Origin of the sequence: Aminithiophilus ramosus (assembly GCF_018069705.1) — a bacterium.
Taxonomy (GTDB): domain Bacteria; phylum Synergistota; class Synergistia; order Synergistales; family Aminithiophilaceae; genus Aminithiophilus; species Aminithiophilus ramosus.
Window position 1 is genome coordinate 683390 of record NZ_CP072943.1, and the last position, 17170, is coordinate 700559.

Consider the following 17170-nt stretch of genomic DNA (forward strand, 5'->3'; position numbering starts at 1 on the left):
TCATGAATCAGTCACCACCCTTATCGATTGTTTTGCGGTTCGCATAGGCCTCCAGAAGGCGCCGCAGGCTCTCTCGAACGACGGGATCGCCGGGCGTCTGGAGAAAGGCGTAACGATACGACTCCCTGGCCTCACTGTACCGCTGGAGGTGACGCAGGGCATGGCCGAGGAGCATGGAAACCGCCGGATCCCTCTCTCGCTCCGACGGGGGGATGGCCTCGAGAAGGCGGGAAGCGTCGGAGAAACGCCCCCGAGCCAGGTGAGAATGAGCCCCTACGAGGGAAAGGCCGATTTGCCAGGGAGCGGGGTTTTCCGCTAAAGGATAACCGACTCCCAAAGACAGAAGGTAGCCGAAATAGGCGTCGGCCTCAACGGGGTTTTCCTCGACGGCAGCGGCAAAAGGTTCCAAGAAGGCCAGGCGCTCCTCCAGAGGAAGGCCGAGAGCCAGAGGTGTTCCGTCAAAGGCCGTCATATAGCCATCAAGGTAACGCTGCGACGCTCCCCGATCCATCGGTTCCAGAGCGAGGCGTTCCTCTTCCCTTTCGTCACCACCGTCCTCAAAAGGATCCAGCTTAAAGTAGTGCCGGAAGGGATCGAGAGCCTCCTCTTCCCTTCCCTCGACGAGACGAAGAAGGGCGAGGTTGCGAGCCAAGGTCCGGTTCATGGGCGCCGAATCGAGTCCTCTCGAAAGAAGCTCCTCGGCCTCGTTTCCCTCCCCCTGACGATAACGGATCAGGGCGAGATTGTTCCAGGCGCGTCCCTGAGAGGGCGCCCGCAGAAGAAGTTCCCGATAATAGCGCTCGGCTCCGCGGAGATCGCCCTGTCTTTCCAGAACTCTCGCAAGAGGGAAGAGGACCTCTTCGAGGTTGGGATCGAGGGAGAACGCCTCTTTGAGCAAAGAGAGAGCCCGGCCCGGCTCGCCCCCCGACTCGCTCAGGGCGACACCCTGCAACCCCAGACTCCGAGCCCGCGCAAGACGCAGGGCCCTGCGCTGTTCGCTCACCCGGCTCAATCCGGCCCGAGCCTCACCGTTGTGTTCGTCCTGATCGAGAGCCCCTCTGAAAAGACGTTCCGCTTCGTCAAGACGCCCTCGAGCCAGAGAGATCCTGCCAAGTTCCATAGGAGCCATACTATCGGCAGGATCGAGAACCATCAGCTCTTTCGCCGCAGCGAGGAGAGATTTCTCGTCGCCGCCTCGGCGCGCCGCCGCCATCTGGCGCCGAAGGTCTTCCTTGCGGAGCCGAAAGACCTCCTCGGCCTCTTTCTTCCGGAGTTCCTCCATTCCCCGCAGCAGGTCTTGATCGTCGGGAGCTCCCTCGAGAAGTCTCTCGAAAAGAGGACGGGCCTCGGCGAAACGGTTCAGCCCCAAAAGGGCAAAGGCTTCCCCCCTGAGACAGACCTCGTCCCGCCCCTCCCAAAAAACTCCGGCACGGCGAAACAAAGCCAGAGCCTCTTCGAAACGCTCCGCGGCCAACGCATCCCTTCCGGCCTTTCGGAAATGGTCGGCTTCCTCTTCGTCTCGGCGAAGCTCCTCGAGGCGAAGAGTCTCCAAACGCTCTTTCTCCGCTCCGGTCTGAGCCGCGGAAAGAGCCGTTCTCAGGCGAGCGTTATCGGGGTCACCCTCGAGAGCCTCCCGAAGCAGGGGAAGGGCTTCGTCCCATCGCTCCCCTTCGACGAGAGCGATGCCGAGGAGTCCTTTCAACTCAGGACGCTCCGGTGCCCTTTTCAGGGCCTCTCGGCAGAGGTCGATCGCCTCCGACCCCCTCCCCGAGGCGGCACAGAGGGAACCGAGCTCGGCATAGGCTTGCCATGAAGAGGGCTCAACCGTCAGGGCCTCCCGAAAAAGGGGTTCGGCCTCCTCCACTCTACCGCCACGAGACGCCGCCTGTCCCATCAGCAGGAGGATCTTCCCGTCCGGCCCGGCCACGTCGTGAAGTTCTCGGAAGACATCAAAAGCCTCCTCCGCATTCCCTTTCTCCAGGAGAAGGCGACCATAGGCTTCTTTCAAGGCAGGAGAGAGAGGTCCCTTCTCCTCGAGATGGGGCAAAAGCTGTCGAAGCGACGGAAGATCCTCTTTTTCGAGGGCCTCGCGGACGTTCTTCTCCCAGAGCCGAGGGAGAATCACTTTCTGGGAAAAGGCGTAACCTCCGGCCACAAGAGAGGCGGCCACGAGGACCGTTCCGCCCCGCACCGCCCAGGAACGTCTCCTGCCCGCCTCGGCCTTGGCCGAAGGGGGCAGGAGGAACTCGGCATGTTCCTCTCCGACCGAAACGTCACCGACGGGAGAGGAAAAGGGCTGAGGCTCCATTCTCGGAGAGAGAGGCGTCTCGGTTCCTTCGGGGGAAATCTCGGCAAAGGACACATCCGTTCCTCCCGCAGGAAGAGGAATTCCTTCTTCGCGCTGGCCCTGGGGCTGGCCCTGATCCGCTTCGACAAAGGCGCCGGGGAAGGCCGCAAGCGGCCGAACAGAAGCGTCAGGGCTTTCTGAAAAAGCCGCAACGCGCCTCTCGGCCACGGAACCATCCCCTGCTTCCTCCGCGAGAAGGCTGAGGGCCTCGTCCCGCTCCGGCCCCCCGAGGAGAGATCCTCTGCTAAAACCGGAGACAGGCCGACTTCCTCCGCCTCGTCCCAAGAGACGTCCCTCTCGCCCGTGGAGACCGCTGCGCCCTCCTCTGGAGGGCGCTCTTCATCGAATTCTTCCTGAAAAAGGGGCAGGGGGGCGCTCTCTTCTCGGTCGAAGGGCAAGGATTCCTCCGCGGGAATTCCCTCGGAGGGAAGGCTTTTTCCCTTTTCTTCTTCCGACAGCGCAGCCGCCTCAAGAGCGAGCTCCTCCTCGAGGTCGGAGGGCACGGACAGAGCTTCGAGAGCCCCTGTCTCTCGCTCGGCCGCAGGTTCTCCCGCCGAAAGCTTTTCGAAAGGCCTGACCGCTGCCGCCTTTTCCTCCGAAAAGGTTCGCACGTCAGGCATCTCCGGGAGATCAACCTCATCGTGGGGAGACAGGGTTTCGTCTTCGTCTTCGAGAGAGAGCGCCATCGCTCCGGATGCGATCTCCCGTTCCTCAGGGATTTCGAAAGGAGACTCTTCCGGAAAAGCCTCCTCCGAGGGGGAAGCCGGAGCGATCGGACCCGCATCCGATCCGGCCTCCGCTGCAGAATCCGCAGGAGAGTCGCCGCCAGAGGCCCCCTCTCCGCCGGGATGGTCGAGAAGGAGCGACCGGACCCAGGGCAGGAGGTGCCCGTCATCGGAGAGCATCCGTTCTTTTCGAGGCGGCTCTCCTTTATCTACGGAGAAGACATCACCGCGAGCACTCCCGTCGGGACGCCCCCAGATGGAAAAGGCGTTTTTCGTGGCCTGATCGGTGGCGGAAAAGGGACGGGATCGGTCTCCGAAAAAACCGGTCCAAGCCACCAGAGGGGGCTCGGTCATGGCCTGCCGTTCTAAGCGAAAATTATGGGTGCCGCTTCCTGCATGAGGCAAAGAGAAACACCCCCGGTGGCTGACAATGAAGTTCGCAACGGCAGGTCACACCGACGAACGGACGAAGCCTTCGATTCGGAGAGGGCATGAGGGGACAGAAACCCCGGAGGCCCGCTGGCAGATCAAGGGAGCCTCCGGCACAAGTCTCATGAAGATCCAACAAAGCCCAAACACTATATCACCGACGTACGGAACAAGTCAAAGACGGAAGGGAAGAGGGCCGTCAGCCCTCGTAGTTCACGCCGCTGATCTCGCGGAGCTTTTCGGCGCTGTGTATCGCCTCGATATAGCGGATGGTGCCACTTTTGGCGCGCATCACCAGCGACGTCGTCTTGATTTTCCGCCCTTCATAACGGACGCCCTTGAGGAGCTCTCCGTCGGTCACGCCCGTGGCGGCGAAGAAGACGTTCTTCCCCTTGACCAGGTCCTCCAGCTGGAGAACGGCGTCGAGGTCCTGCCCCACCTGGCCGCAACGCTCGGCCTCCTCCTCGTTGCGGGGCCAGAGCATACACTGGAGATTCCCGCCGACGCACTTGAGGGCCGCAGCGGAAATGACCGCCTCCGGCGAGCCTCCGACACCGGCGAGAAGATCGATGCCGCTTTCCTCCTTGCACGTCATGAGGGCTCCCGCCACATCACCGTCAGGGATGAGCCGAATCAGGGCCCCGGTGGAACGGATGGCCGCGATGAGTTTTTCGTGTCTGGGACGATCGAGAACGACGACGGTGACATCGCGGGGTTTTTTGTTTTTGGCCTTGGCGACACGGGCGATGTTCTCCTCTATGGGGATGGTGATATCGATCACGTCGGCCGCCGTCGGTCCCGTGGCCAACTTGTTCATGTAGAAAATATGCTTGGGGTCGTAAAAGGCCCCCCTCTCGCCGACAGCGACGACGCTGACCGAGTTGGGACGGCCAAGGGCACAGAGGCGGGTTCCATCAATGGGATCGACGGCGATATCGACCTGCGGTTCGGAGCCGGTTCCAAGGCGTTCGCCGTTGAAAAGCATGGGAGCCTCGTCCTTTTCTCCCTCGCCGATGACGACAACGCCATCCATCTCGACCGTGTTGAGCATGAAACGCATGGCATCGACGGCGGCCTTGTCGGCTCCATTCTTGTCGCCGCGCCCCATCCAACGTCCGGCCGCCATGGCCGCCGATTCCGTAGCCCTCACCAATTCGAGGGCCATGTTTCTCTCGGGAACAGACATGAGAACCTACACCTCCTGGAAGCTGCACGAGCCGCTGAGACTCATGGCTTGGGAAAACGGGCAAAAATCCTGTCCACGTACTGAGTATAATGCCCCACGTCGAAGAGGGCCTCCATCTGAAGACTGGAAAGGCGCCCTTTCAGGCGGGGATCGGCCAGCAGAAGGTCGCGAAACTGCCCCTCGCCGGCCCAGCAGCGCATGGCATTGTCCTGGACGACGGAGTAAGCCTCTTCCCGGGCCAGGCCGAAACGCTCGACCAGGTCGAGAAGGATCCTTTGGCTGAAGACAAGGCCTCGAGTCAGCTCGAGGTTTTTCTTCATTTTTTCTTCATCCACCTCGAGGCCTGTGACGATTTTACGCGTCACCCGGAGAGCGTAGTGAATCAGGTGAAAGGCATCGGGCCATATGATCCGCTCTACGGAAGAGTGGCTGATGTCGCGCTCGTGCCAGAGGGCCACATTTTCGAGGGCGACTTGGCCGTAGCTCCGAAGGAGTCGGGCCATCCCGCAAACGCGCTCGCACAGGATGGGGTTGCGCTTGTGAGGCATGGCAGACGAGCCCTTCTGCCCTTTTCCGAACGGTTCAAAAGCCTCGCGGACTTCTGTGCGCTGAAGATGGCGAATTTCGAGGCTGAAGCGCTCCAGGGCCGTCCCCAAAAGGGCCAGGACGGACATGACCTGGGCGTGACGGTCTCGCTGAATGACTTGGGTCGAGATGGGCGCCGCCTTGAGGCCCAGCAGGGCACAGACACGCTCCTCGACTTCTGGGGCACAGTGAGCGTAGGTCCCAACGGCCCCGGACACTTTTCCGAAACGGATCGCCTCTCTGGCGCTTTTCAGCCGCTCCACATCATGGGTCAGTTGGTCGTAGTGGTTGAGCAATTTGAGGCCGAAGGTCGTCGGTTCGCCGTGGATGCCGTGCGTCCGGCCGACGCAGAGAGTTCTCCTGTAGCGGTGGGCCTGCCGCAGGAGGTCGAGGGCCAAACCCTCCGTTTCAGCGATGACCACATCGAGACTCTGCCCCAACAGAAGGGCCGATGCCGTATCAAGGACGTCACTGCTCGTCAGACCGAGATGAACGAAACGGCCTGCCGCCCCGACCTTTTCGGAAACACTGCTCACGAAAGCGATGACGTCGTGATGGACCTGGGCCTCTATCTCGGCGATCCTGTCGAGATCGAAATCGGCTCGCTCGATGATATCGGCCAAAGCCTCATCGGGAATCACTCCGTCCTCGTTCCAGATGCGACACACGGCAAGCTCGACATCAAGCCACACTTTAAACTTGTTTCGCTCCGACCAGATATGGTGCATAGCCTCCGTCTGATATCTCTCGATCATTGACGAACCTCCTTGACCTGGCGACACCAGTCCCGACGCACATCGCTGAGAAAAGCATCATAAACGCCGCTGCGAAAATCGGAATAGGTATAGTCTAAAGGACACCAACGTCCTTTTCGAAACAAGAGCGTCACTTCGGCGAAAACGGAACCGCCCAGATAGACCCTGTGTCCGTGGTCTTTCGTCGAGGCGAGGACGAGGCGGGCACCGTCGACGTAGCCGGGGTCGATGTTGACCCGTCGCCGGACGGCACTTCGTCTTTCCAGGGCGATGGCCGTCTTTTTCCAAAGGACAAGCCCTTCGGCCGGTTGTAGTGACGGAAAGGAACAGAACCCTCTGTACAGGACCGGGGCAATCTCCCGATAATAATCGGTGGACGCAAAAAGGACCCCCTCCAGAAGGCGCTCCGGCCGCCCCCACAGAGGCTCTACCTGATCGAGAACCCATTGAAGCCACTCTCTATCGGGGTAAAGAAGGGCCACAACGCGTTTGACCAGGCCCGTCACTTTCCTTCTCCCTCCCCTCGAGACTGCCTGACGGCGATATAGCCGAGAAGATTTCCCTCCCAGACGCAGGGGAGAAGAGACTTGTCTTCCCGCGTTCTCCTGCTATCGGCGGCAAAGCGTTCGATGGAGGCACCGTTCTCCTTCATGCGCGACACCAGAGCTTTGCCGACGGCAGCCCACCAGACGATTTCCTGCGCCGTCAGAAAATCCAGGGAGACATCTTCCAGGAAATAACGCCCCTCCCCGAGGTGACGGATCATGAAATGGCGCCCCTCCGATTCGAAGGCCTCCTCCTCGCCCGTCGCCATGTTCCGCAGAGTCTCAAGGGGCAATTGCAGCTCCCCCCATCGGGAACGGGCCTCTTCGTTGAAAAGCAGAGCCCCTTCGTGGAGGCAGACGACAGGAAGAGGGACATCAAACCAGGGATCGGAAAGGGGAAGGCTGTCGCTCTCGCCGACGGTGCTGAGGCAGCTTCGCCCTTCCAGGAGATCAAGGACCACCGTCTGAGGAGCCAATCGTTCCACGGCGGCCCGGCCAAGTCCAGGCTCGGAGGAGAGCGAAATCAAGGTCTTGCCCCCCCAGCCTCTCTCGACAAGGGCGAAAAGCTGCTCCTTGTGGAAGAAGCGCACTTTATGGCCCGACCGAACACGAACCAGCTCCCCATTCAGTCGGAAAAGGGCTCTGAGGAGATCATGAATCGAGGACTTCTCCGACAGGCCTTCGCCAAGATCTTTCATCTCAGTCTCCTCGGTTGGAGAGAAGCTCCTCGACAAAATCGTGAGGGCTGAAAAGGCGAAGGTCCTCAACACCTTCGCCGAGGCCGACATAACGGATCGGCAGCTTTAGCCGGTCGACGACGGACAGGAGGACTCCTCCCTTGGCCGTATTGTCGTATTTTGCGAGAATGACTCCTGTCAGGCCCAGGGCCTCGTGAAAAGCCTCGACCTGACGAAACCCGTTCTGTCCCATGACGGCATCGAGAACGAGGAGAACTTCAACGGCCTCGGAGGGCAATTCCCTGTCGATGACGCGCCTCAGTTTGCGCAGTTCTTCCATCAGATTGTGTTTTGTGTGCAATCTTCCCGCCGAGTCGGCCAGGATGAGATCGGCATCTGTAGATCGAGCGGCCTGTATGGCATCGAAAACGACGGCGGCGGCATCGCTGCCAGGCCCCTGAGAGACGACCCGACAGCCGGTCCGTTCCCCCCAGGATTTAAGCTGATCGATGGCAGCGGCGCGGTAGGTGTCAGCCGCTGCCAAGAGGACGCGATGTCCCTGTCGTCTGTACTGAGCCGCGAGCTTCCCCGCCGTCGTCGTCTTTCCACTGCCATTGACGCCGACGAGGAGCGTCAGCGACGGTCGGGGAGAAAGGGCCAACGGCTCTCCCATCCCCTTGACGGAAAGGAGGCGATCTTCCAGAAGAGAAAGGAAATAGTCCCTCAACTGCGACGTTTCGGAGAGGTGCCCTTTTTTTGCATACTCCCTGAGCTCGGCGATGAGACGCTCGGCCAGTTCGACGCCGACATCGCCGGAGACGAGAAGATCTTCAAGGTTCTCCCAGAAAGCCTCCGAAACGGTTCCACCCAGAAAAAGGGCGGCTATGCCTTGGCTCCAGCGATTACGAACGCCTTTGAGGCCATCTCTGAGTTTATCCCAAAAAGCCACAGCCAAGCCTCCTCACGGCATAAAGTCCCATCAAGACGGTTCGGTCCCTTCCGGCACGCTTTTGGGTTTGCGTCCCCTAGGTCGGCGTCGTCTCTTTTTGGGGCGTTCGCCCTCGGACGGCGCCGGCTCGACCAAGACCGAATCGGCAGGCGCGCGTTCTTCCTGTTCCTTCGGCTCCTCCTGCCTGGGCTTGTTTTTGCTCTTGCGGCGACGGCGGCGCTTCTTCGGCGTCTTGTTCTCCTCTTCCCCTTCTGCTTCCGGTACCACGGGAGGTTCCTCTCCCGACGGTTTTTCCGCCTTTACCACAGGCTCCTCCGGAAGGGAGGCTTCCCGATGGGGTTTCCTGGGACGCTTCCGATCCGGGAGGCGTCCTCCGTCAGAGATCTCGGGACGAACCGTCTCCGCTCCCTCGAGGGCGGCTGAAGTTGCCTCTTCGGCCTGCCACGTGCCTCCATCGGTGACGACGCGCCTAAACTCGGGGAAGCGATCGACGGGGACGAGGAGATCTCCGCCTCCCGGCGGCAGAACCCGGACAGATTGGGTCGCCAGATCGACGCCACAGAGAATGTACGTTCCCGTTTGGGTCCTGATTTTGCTGCCCGGATTGGGAAGTCCTTTCCAGAGATCGTGGTAAACATCGTGCTCGTAGCTCATGCAACACATCAGACGACCACAAAGCCCCGATATTTTGGTGGGATTGAGGGCCAAGTTCTGCTCTTTCACCATTTTGATGCAGATCGGCATGAATCGGTGAAGCCAGTAGCTGCAGCAGCAAGGTTGGCCACAGGGAGCGATGCCCTTGACGACTTTGGCCTCGTCGCGAATGCCTATTTGGCGAAGTTCGATGCGCGTCCGGAATTCCCGAGCCAAGTCACGGACGAAGGCCCGAAAGTCGACTCTCTGCTCGGCCGTGAAGTAGAAAAAAAGCTTCTTCCTGTCGAGAAGGTATTCGACATCGACGAGTTTCATGGCCAGAGTATGTCCCTGAAGGATAGTCCGGGCCTGGCGGAGGATGCCCTCTTCCTCTGTCCGCTGCAGAAGCCGTTCGGCCTCGTCCTCTGCCGTGAGAGGGCGCAGGTAGGTCACGTCCTGCAGAAGGGGTTCTCCGCCGCGAGCCGGCCCGTCCGATTCGCCCGATCGAGAATCACGATAGACCTGTTCCTGCTCCGAGGAGATCGGCCCTGCGACGACAGCGTGTTCCATCCCCCGGGCCGATTCGACGACGAGAGTCTCTCCTTTGAAGAGAGGTTGCTCCTCCGACGCTTCGAGCAGTCCCAGGTAGCGAGGTTTACCAAAGATCACCAAAAATCTGTTCAAGCGGCAGATCCTCCTTAACGACCAGGTAGGTCAGATCCTGAAGCATGGGCTCACTCAGCCGTGCCCGTTCCGCGACGAGTCTGACCGATTCCAAAGAGCAGGCCAAAGGAGCGGCTCCTCTGTCGAGAAGCTCTGTCGTCCAGCCTCTCAGCTGGAGGAGAGGGTCCTCCTCGCCCTTGGGAACCGCAAACCACTGTGCCCACTGATCCGTCGTCTGCGGAGGCAGCAGGGAAGCCGCCTCGGAGGAAGGCGCGACGCTCAGGTTCCAGCAGCGACTTCTCAGCGTGGGGATCAGAGTACCGTCGTCGAGAAGGAAAAGCAGTCGAGCCCGGGGAGAAGGTTCTTCCGTCATCTTCAAAAGGCTGTTGGCGGCGCCGAGAGAAAGCCTGTCGGCCGAAAAAAGGACGCCCACTCTCCAGGCGGCACTGACGGGACAGAGGGAAAGATCACGGCAGAGATTTCGGCAATCGTCAACACCCGGAGGCTGGCCTTCGCTGCCGCAACGAAGGTAATCGGGGTGTCCCCCGTCGGAAAGGGAGCGCGAAGCGGAACTCCCTTCACTGAAGCCGAGCAGCGCCTCGGCATAGGCGGAGGCCAAGGCCCCATGGTAGGTCGTCGGGGCCGAAATGGCAACGGCCTGAGGCGCCTTGCCCTCGGCCAGAAGGTGCATCAGATGCCTCCACGAAGGGGCATTTCTCACAAAAGAAGGGAGATCAGACATCCTTTAACCTCCTCCATCAACTTAAGCAGAGAAATGCGCTCTCCCTCTCGATCGAGAACGGCTTCAATTTCCTTGAGGGCCTCCTGGGCCCGCTCCACGAGGACGAAGCGCGTCCGCGACGCCCGACGCCAACGGTAGTCCTCGCGCAGCCGATTGGCCCGGCCCTCACGCCGCAGGAGCTCGCCGACGAGACCACGATACTCCAGGAGAAGGCTGCGGGAGGGGTGTTTCCCGAGCCGTTCGGCAACCTCGTCAAGCCTGCTGAAAAGACCGTCCAACTCCAAGGAATCAAGGGCCTCATCAAAGGTCGGGAGAGGTTCGAGAAGCCTCGCCGACCCTCCTCGGCCGCGGCTGCGCCGAATTCCCTCTTTGCGAGGTTCCCTCGATCCCGGCCCTTCGACTTTCATCTCCCGATGGCCTTCTGCAGAAGGGGGAGAAGACGAGCGAAAAGTTCCGTCTCCGAAAGGGAGGCGTCAAGGCGGCAAATCCTGCCGGGATCTTCCAGCCAGAGGCTCTCGTAGCCAAGGGCGACGCGATGGAGAAAGGAGGGCTCGGCGGATTCGATGCGATCAACGGATCCCCGGCGCTTCATGCGGTCGAGGGCATGAAGGGGAGGAAGATCGAACCATATCGTCAGGTCGGGGCGAGGGAAGGCGCACCATCGGAAAAGGGCCTCGACCTCCTGTCGTGGAAGGCCTCTCCCCCAGACCTGATAGGCCAACGTCGAGTCGACATAACGATCGCAGAGGACGACTCGGCCCTCTTTCAGGGCGGGCATGACGACCTCGTCGAGGTGTTCGCAGCGGTCGACGAGGAAGAGGAAGAGCTCGCTCAAGGGATGAGCCAATTCGCCCTCCAGAAGAATCTGTCGCAGCATCTTTCCCTTCGACCAGTCTCCCGGCTCCTTCGTCGCCAGCCATCGGTGAGGGGGCAGATGATTTCCGAGATAATCGGCAACCAGGCGAGCCTGTGTCGTCTTTCCGCAACCATCGATTCCCTCGAAAGTGATAAACAGGGCCGATCACCTCGTTATTGAGAAAATTGAGCGCCGGGAACATCAAAAGCGATAGAAAATGCCGAGAGAGTCTCGGTTCTCCCCGCGTTCCTCCATCCGTCGATGAAAGAGCCCCCAACTCTCATTCAAATGAAGCCGCTCCTCGACGCTCCAGGCGCCTCCGCCCTCATCCCACCAGCGCCAGCGGAAGGAAAAAGGCACTCCCCAGGGCGAGAGGCGGAGGAGCACGCCCCCACCCGGCTCACCGCGCACGAGCCCCCCGAAGAGGTCGACGCCACGCCACAGGGGATAACCGACGGTGGCCGAAAAGCGGTCCTCCGCGCCTACGTCCTCCGTGGAAAGGGAGAGACGCCAGGGACTCGTCGTCCGGTAAAGATCCATGTCGATATCGACGAGACGGGAGCCGTCGTCGAGACCGGATGTGGCCTGATGGAGGGCCAATTCTCCCTCCAAACGGAACGATTCCATGCCCGAAAGAAGACGATCGGCCTTGGCAGCCGACGACTTGAGATTCGAGAGGGTCGACGGCTTTCCCCCTTCACCTTCAGGGACGAGCAGATCCTCTCTGAGTCCTTTGGCCAGCTTCTCGACCTCGCCGGCAGCTCCGCTCAGGTTGTCGATGGCTCGGCGCAGCTCCTTCCCCGAGAGGCCATCGGCATCGAAATCGGCCAGAACGGAATCGAGGCGGACCAGCAGTGACGCCAGACTGGAAAGAGCGGTGTGAATCGATTTTTCGTTGTCAGCGACGACGCCGTGAAGGGATTGAGACAGCTCTCTCAGCTCCGCCCCCAAAGCGGCCAACTCCCGTCGCGCCTCGTCGGCGAGGAGACCGTAAGAGGCAGCCGTTCCGCGAAGATCACCGGCAAGCTGCCCGTACGCGTCGGCAGCTTGGCCGATGGTATCCACCATCGCTCTCCCTTCGTCGAGCAGAAGGGGAAGACTTTCGACCGATCGTTTCAGGCCGGCCTGAACCGTCGCATCGCCGAGAAAGGCGTTTACGTGGGAAAAGGTCTCTCGGACCTCGGCAAGATCCTCCCCGACGCGTGAAAGGACCTCGTCGAAAGAGAGCGGGATTTCGCCGTCGACCTCCTCTCCGGCTTTCAGAACCTCCGCGAGGGAACCTCTTTTGACATCGATCCTCGACTCGCCCAGGAGGCTCCCCGAGTCGATGACAAAACGACTGTCGCGGGGGATGGCCACGTCGGGAGCGATGTCAAGACGAACCCGAACGCCTCCCGGAACCAATTCGATGGAGCTGACTCGACCTCTTTCGACGCCAGAGACAAGGACAGCTCCTCCCTCCTCGAGACCACGCACGTCAGGGAAAGTGACAAAGAGATCGAATCCTTTCTGCCGCCACCGGAGACCTCCGGTCACGGAGACCAGAAGGGCCAAAAAAAGGAGGCCCAAAAAGACGACAAAGCCGACTTTCACCTCTTTACTCAGGGTGACGAACCCCCTCTCTGATCGGCAGCTGACCACGGGCAAAACGACGAACCGTCGGATGGTCGGCCCTCTCCCACTGGGAGGGAAGACCGCACCAGGCGACGCGTCCCTCGTCAAGGAGGGCGATACGGTCGCTGATTCCGAAAGCCGACGTCAGATCGTGCGTCACGAGAAGGACACTGAGTCCCATCTGTCGCGCCAGCGAAAAAATCAGGCGATCGATGTGGCGAGCCGTCTCCGGATCCAGTCCCGTCGTCGGTTCGTCGAGCAGAACCAGTCGGGGCCGATAGACCAGGGCCCGGGCGATGGCGGCCCGTTTGCGCATCCCTCCCGACAGTTCCGAGGGATAGCGATCCTCGACGCCGGCCAAGTCCACCTCCTCCAAGGCGAGACGGACCTGAGCGGCAATGGCCCCGGCTTCGGTCATGCCGAGGCAGTAGCGAAGAGGAAAGGCGATGTTCTCGGCGACGGTCAGAGAATCAAAAAGAGCTCCTCCCTGGAAGACGACGCCCATCTGGCGCCGAAGTGCCCCCTGAGATCGGGAAGCCTCCTCGTCGAGAAGGTTCTGCCCGAACACGGAGACGCTGCCGCCGTCGGGAACGGTCAGTCCGGCAATGATGCGGAGGACCGTCGTCTTGCCGCAGCCCGAGGGCCCCATCAGGCCGAGGATGGTGCCCTCTTCGAGGGCCAGATCGACACCGTCCAAAACCGTCTGAGAGCCGAAGGCTTTGCGGAGGCCCCTGATCTCCACCAGCTGAGCCATCAGGAACCCCCGAAAAGAAAGGCCGAAAGGATGTAGTTGAAGATCAGGATCAACATATTCCCCCAGATGACGGCCTGAGTCGTCGCAGCGCCGACGCCGCGGGCTCCCGTCTCGGCGTGAAAGCCCTCGGAGCAGGCCGTGACGGCGATGATGGCCCCGAAGAGGGCTCCTTTGAGAACGCCGCCGAAAAGATCGGCCGGTTCGAGCAGGACCTCGATGGAGCGCCTGAACATCTGAGGGCTGATCCCATGGGCGTAGACGTAGAGGAAGCCGCCGGAGATCCCGATGACGAAAGAATAGACGGTCAGAAGAGGCAACATGAGAAGGGACGCGAGGAATCGGGGAACGCCGACGAAAGTGACGTCATCGAGGCCGAAGGCCCTGAGGGCATCGAGCTGCTCCGTGACTTTCATGGAGCTGATCTCCGCTGCCATGGCGGCACCCACCCTTCCCGTCACGACGAGGCCCGTCAGCACGGGCGACATCTCGCGGACGAGGCTGAGTGCAAGGACGCCGCCGATAAACGACGTAGCCCCGAAGCGTACAAACTGATCGAGCGTCTGCACGGCCATGACCATGCCCACGAAGGCGCTCGTCACGGAGACCATGAAGACCGATCCGACGCCGATGCGCTCCATCTGTTCCAGCAGCTCCCGTCGACTCCATACTCCCCGAAAAAAACCGCTGAAAGAGTGGGAGAAAAACAGGACAAAGAGCCCCAGGCGCTGGAAAAGCCCTAAGGCATGAGCACCGAGCCAGGCAAAAAAGGACCTCATCTCTCACCCCCGTAGGAAGGCCTCAGGGATTGCCACCTTTGATCGTCACGATACGCCTCATGAGCCCTTCAACGTAATAGTTGGAACGGAAGATGCGGAGTGTCCCCTCCTTGAGTCGCTCCGATTTGACCTCGCTGAGCAGTTTCTGCTCCTCCTCCGCGCCGGACAACGGATCTTTGGGCGGCACGATCAGCTCCACGATGACTTCGTTGTTGGACTCTTTCGCATCGACTTCGGTGAGAAGCTGCTCCAGATCAGTGATGGAGCGCCAGCCGGCGAGAAGCGATTCCTGTTCGGGCTCGGCGATGCCTCCGCCTCGGACGACGACCTCACAGGGGCCGGAAGCTTCCGCCGGGACATCGAGGCTGAAGGTACGCGTCTCCAGATCCTTGCGGTAGGGACGCAATTTGACGGTGACTTCGACTTTCTTCCCGGCCTCGACCTCTTTGTCCTTGAGCGTCACATCCTCGATGAAGAGAACGCGAGGCTCTCGGGTTATTTCCACGTCAACATCGATTCCCAGGGGAAAGATCTCCCTGAAGGGGTTCAACGTGACCAGCTCCGTCAGAAAACGGATGTCGCCGACGGCGGCGCCGATGACGTCACTCCCCGAGAAGAACATGTTCTTGCGCGTCCACCCCTCGACGAGATTGCGTCCTTCCAAACGGACAGAGGCTCGAACCGTCCCCTCGCCCAGCCTACCCCAGAGATCGTCGAGGAGGCCCAGGAGGGCCTCGGGAACGACGTTGGAAACGATGAAGGGGTCATTGACCACCTGAAAGCCCTTTTTTAATTCGCGCCTCATATCGACGTCGCGAAAGGTCACGGATACGGCGACGGCCGGAGGGAACTGGCCCAACTGCCCGCCGATGGCTGCGGTCGATCCTGAGTGACCGTTCCCACGATCGCTTTGGCCTCTCCGAGCTTGAAGGGAGCCTCCAGGCTGGGGACAACGGCGTGAACGACGGAACGCGTCAAAGGGTAGGCGACAGGGCCGCGACTGAGAAAGGGATGAGCGAAGGCGACGAAACGTCCCGCCCCGTCAAGAGCCGTCAAGGTCCCCGTCGCGCCCAGAGAGACATCGCCCCAGGCCAGAAGGACACCGACGGCGGCTCCCGGAAGAGGCTTCCAGTCGGTCTCGACAGGCAGGGCGGCCTCTCCGCCACTCCCTGACAGGCCTTCGATGCGGACTCCCAGGCGGCTCGCCAGAGCCGAAGAGGCCCTGGCGCTGATTCCGTCCGAGAGGAGTACCATCTGTTCCTCGACATCGCCAGAAAGGAGGTCGTCGGAAAGGAGGACCTCCTCGAGGAGCGTGTCGCCCTCCGAACCGGCAAGAGGCACGGGGTCAGGCATCCGAGTGGAGGTGGCCGGCCAGTTCCAGGCACCGGCCATTTCGTCTATGGGAGTCACCAGGCCCAGGCGGTGATCGCTGAAGTTCCAGCCGTAACCGATGGCGCCCACAAGACGGCCCTCGATGAAGACGGGGCTTCCGCTCATTCCTGCGGCGATGCCTCCTGTCTTTTCGATCAGGGGACCTTCGGCGCGAATGAGAATCAAGGTGTTGGGACGGCTTTTTCGCTGAAGGATGCTGACGACCTCCAGGGGAAAGGCAACGATCTCCTCTCCGGAAAGCACCGTCCTCGCCTCGCCTCTTTGGCCGGGACGGACATCTCCGAGGGGCATCGTCGGCGTAGAGGAGAGGAAAGGAGATCCCCAGAGCAGCGACGGGTTGAGAAAGAACAGCAGCAGAGCAAGGGCCACGGTTTTTGACGTTTTCACGATCCCATACCTCTCCATCGGGAAGCTACAGACTCTTGCTCCATCGCAGGTAGGCAAAGATGAACGGATCAAGGTCTCCATCGAGAACGGCCTGCACGTTGCCCACTTCGTACCCCGTCCGGTGGTCTTTGATCATCAGGTAGGGGTGGAGAACGTAGGAGCGGATCTGACTGCTCCAGCCGATTTCCTTTTTCTCGCCCTGAAGGCTCTCCAGCTGCTCCTGCCGTTCCCGCTGCTGGCGCTCGAAAAGCTTGGCCCGAAGGACCGTCATGGCCACCTGGCGGTTGGCGTGTTGTGAACGCTGATCCTGACAGGCCACGATGATACCCGTCGGAATGTGGGTGATCCTGATGGCCGAATCGGTCATGTTGACATACTGCCCCCCGGCGCCACTGGCCCTGAAGGTATCCAGTTTGAGATCTTCGGGCCTGATGACGATCGCCGCGTCATCGGGTAGCTCTGGCGCCACCTGGACGGATCCGAAGCTGGTGTGACGTCTTTTGGCGGCATCGAAGGGAGAGATGCGCACCAGGCGATGGACGCCCACTTCGGCACGGAGATAGCCGAAAGCGTAGGGCCCTTTCACCATGACGGTGGCGCTCTTTATTCCCGCCTCTCCGTCATCTTGGATATCGAGGACCTGAGCCTGGAAACGCCGCCTTTCAGACCAGCGGAGGTACATCCGGAGCATCATCTCGGCCCAATCCTGAGAATCGAGTCCTCCGGCACCGGCATGGACGCTCAGGATGGCGTTGTTCTCGTCGAACTCTCCATCCAGAAGCAGCCGGGTCTGTCTCTCTTCGATCTCCTTTTCGAAAGCCGCAGCCGCCTCGTAAAATTCCGACGTCAGCTCGAGATCACTTTCCTCGGCGAGAAGTTCCGCGAGAGCCTCCAGGTTCGCCAGGTTCTCCGATACGCGCCGCCACTCCTCCTTGAGCTCCTGCAGATGAGCCAGTTCCCGACTTATATGCTGAGCTTCGTCCTGTTCCCAAAAACCAGGCTGAGCCGTCTTGTCCAGCAGCTCGCTCTCTCGCCTCTCCTTGGAAGAGAGGTCAAAGACTGTCCTGAAGAGCCCTAGCAAGGCCCCTCAGTTCCTCCAGTACCGTCGAAATAGGAAGCTGAGCCATGACGGATCCCCCTTTTTTTGCAAAACCT

Annotated in this window: 16 protein-coding genes; all 16 read right to left on the reverse strand. The window is 60.8% G+C overall.

Annotated features, from left to right (window positions below; translation table 11 throughout):
- Positions 1–7: 7 nt before the first annotated feature.
- The 16 genes from KAR29_RS02970 to prfB all read right to left on the reverse strand — a co-directional run bounded on the left by KAR29_RS02970 (position 8) and on the right by prfB (position 17142).
- On the reverse strand, positions 8–2362 hold the full coding sequence (locus tag KAR29_RS02970; protein WP_274374156.1) for a tetratricopeptide repeat protein: 2355 nt from the start codon (positions 2360–2362) through the stop codon (positions 8–10).
- 1338 nt (positions 2363–3700) lie between these two features.
- Positions 3701–4687 carry a class II fructose-bisphosphatase gene (gene glpX / locus KAR29_RS02975; protein ID WP_274374157.1) on the reverse strand — a complete coding sequence of 329 codons (987 nt, stop codon included), beginning with the start codon at positions 4685–4687 and terminating at the stop codon, positions 3701–3703.
- Positions 4688–4728: 41 nt separating this feature from the next.
- Positions 4729–6027 carry an adenylosuccinate lyase gene (purB, locus tag KAR29_RS02980; protein ID WP_274374158.1) on the reverse strand — a complete coding sequence of 433 codons (1299 nt, stop codon included), beginning with the start codon at positions 6025–6027 and terminating at the stop codon, positions 4729–4731.
- A complete protein-coding gene (locus KAR29_RS02985; protein WP_274374159.1) occupies positions 6024–6533 on the reverse strand; it encodes a DUF4416 family protein in 510 nt (169 codons plus the stop codon). The genes purB and KAR29_RS02985 overlap by 4 nt, the downstream gene beginning before the upstream one ends.
- Positions 6530–7270, reverse strand: coding sequence for a hypothetical protein (locus KAR29_RS02990; RefSeq protein WP_274374160.1), 741 nt, complete (start codon positions 7268–7270; stop codon positions 6530–6532). Before KAR29_RS02990 ends, KAR29_RS02985 begins: the two co-directional genes overlap by 4 nt.
- Before the next feature lies 1 nt (position 7271).
- The gene (gene ftsY, locus KAR29_RS02995) at positions 7272–8198 is read right to left on the reverse strand and encodes a signal recognition particle-docking protein FtsY (protein WP_274374161.1); all 927 of its coding nucleotides are present in this window, start codon (positions 8196–8198) and stop codon (positions 7272–7274) included.
- A 30-nt stretch (positions 8199–8228) separates the two neighbouring features.
- Positions 8229–9515, reverse strand: a complete 1287-nt coding sequence (locus KAR29_RS03000) for a PSP1 domain-containing protein (protein ID WP_274374162.1) — start codon at positions 9513–9515, stop codon at positions 8229–8231.
- Complete coding sequence (locus tag KAR29_RS03005; RefSeq protein ID WP_274374163.1) at positions 9487–10185, reverse strand: hypothetical protein; 699 nt, start codon at positions 10183–10185, stop codon at positions 9487–9489. The genes KAR29_RS03000 and KAR29_RS03005 overlap by 29 nt, the downstream gene beginning before the upstream one ends.
- Before the next feature lie 26 nt (positions 10186–10211).
- The gene (locus KAR29_RS03010; protein WP_274374164.1) at positions 10212–10520 is read right to left on the reverse strand and encodes a DUF327 family protein; all 309 of its coding nucleotides are present in this window, start codon (positions 10518–10520) and stop codon (positions 10212–10214) included.
- A 119-nt stretch (positions 10521–10639) separates the two neighbouring features.
- On the reverse strand, positions 10640–11251 hold the full coding sequence (tmk, locus tag KAR29_RS03015) for a dTMP kinase (RefSeq protein ID WP_311135626.1): 612 nt from the start codon (positions 11249–11251) through the stop codon (positions 10640–10642).
- Positions 11252–11293: 42 nt separating this feature from the next.
- Positions 11294–12733 (reverse strand): MlaD family protein, encoded by a 1440-nt coding sequence (locus tag KAR29_RS03020; RefSeq protein ID WP_311135610.1) that lies wholly within the window; start codon positions 12731–12733, stop codon positions 11294–11296.
- On the reverse strand, positions 12690–13460 hold the full coding sequence (locus KAR29_RS03025; RefSeq protein ID WP_274374165.1) for an ABC transporter ATP-binding protein: 771 nt from the start codon (positions 13458–13460) through the stop codon (positions 12690–12692). Before KAR29_RS03025 ends, KAR29_RS03020 begins: the two co-directional genes overlap by 44 nt.
- Positions 13460–14236 (reverse strand): MlaE family ABC transporter permease, encoded by a 777-nt coding sequence (locus tag KAR29_RS03030; RefSeq protein WP_274374166.1) that lies wholly within the window; start codon positions 14234–14236, stop codon positions 13460–13462. Before KAR29_RS03030 ends, KAR29_RS03025 begins: the two co-directional genes overlap by 1 nt.
- 22 nt (positions 14237–14258) lie before the next feature.
- On the reverse strand, positions 14259–15062 hold the full coding sequence (locus KAR29_RS03035; RefSeq protein WP_274374167.1) for a hypothetical protein: 804 nt from the start codon (positions 15060–15062) through the stop codon (positions 14259–14261).
- A complete protein-coding gene (locus KAR29_RS03040) occupies positions 15059–16015 on the reverse strand; it encodes a SpoIVB peptidase S55 domain-containing protein (protein ID WP_274374168.1) in 957 nt (318 codons plus the stop codon). The genes KAR29_RS03035 and KAR29_RS03040 overlap by 4 nt, the downstream gene beginning before the upstream one ends.
- A gap of 25 nt (positions 16016–16040) precedes the next feature.
- A protein-coding gene (prfB, locus tag KAR29_RS03045) for a peptide chain release factor 2 (protein ID WP_274374169.1) occupies positions 16041–17142 on the reverse strand; the annotation gives its coding sequence in 2 pieces (ribosomal slippage) (positions 16041–17081 and positions 17083–17142; 1101 coding nt in all).
- Positions 17143–17170 lie beyond the last annotated feature (28 nt).

Coding starts and splice junctions, on each gene's coding strand:
- KAR29_RS03030 (WP_274374166.1), bottom strand. CDS start 14,236: ATGAGGTCCTTTTTTGCCTGGCTCGGTGCTCATGCCTTAGGGCTTTTC.
- glpX (WP_274374157.1), bottom strand. CDS start 4,687: ATGTCTGTTCCCGAGAGAAACATGGCCCTCGAATTGGTGAGGGCTACG.
- KAR29_RS02990 (WP_274374160.1), bottom strand. CDS start 7,270: ATGAAAGATCTTGGCGAAGGCCTGTCGGAGAAGTCCTCGATTCATGAT.
- KAR29_RS03025 (WP_274374165.1), bottom strand. CDS start 13,460: ATGGCTCAGCTGGTGGAGATCAGGGGCCTCCGCAAAGCCTTCGGCTCT.
- KAR29_RS03005 (WP_274374163.1), bottom strand. CDS start 10,185: ATGCACCTTCTGGCCGAGGGCAAGGCGCCTCAGGCCGTTGCCATTTCG.
- purB (WP_274374158.1), bottom strand. CDS start 6,027: ATGATCGAGAGATATCAGACGGAGGCTATGCACCATATCTGGTCGGAG.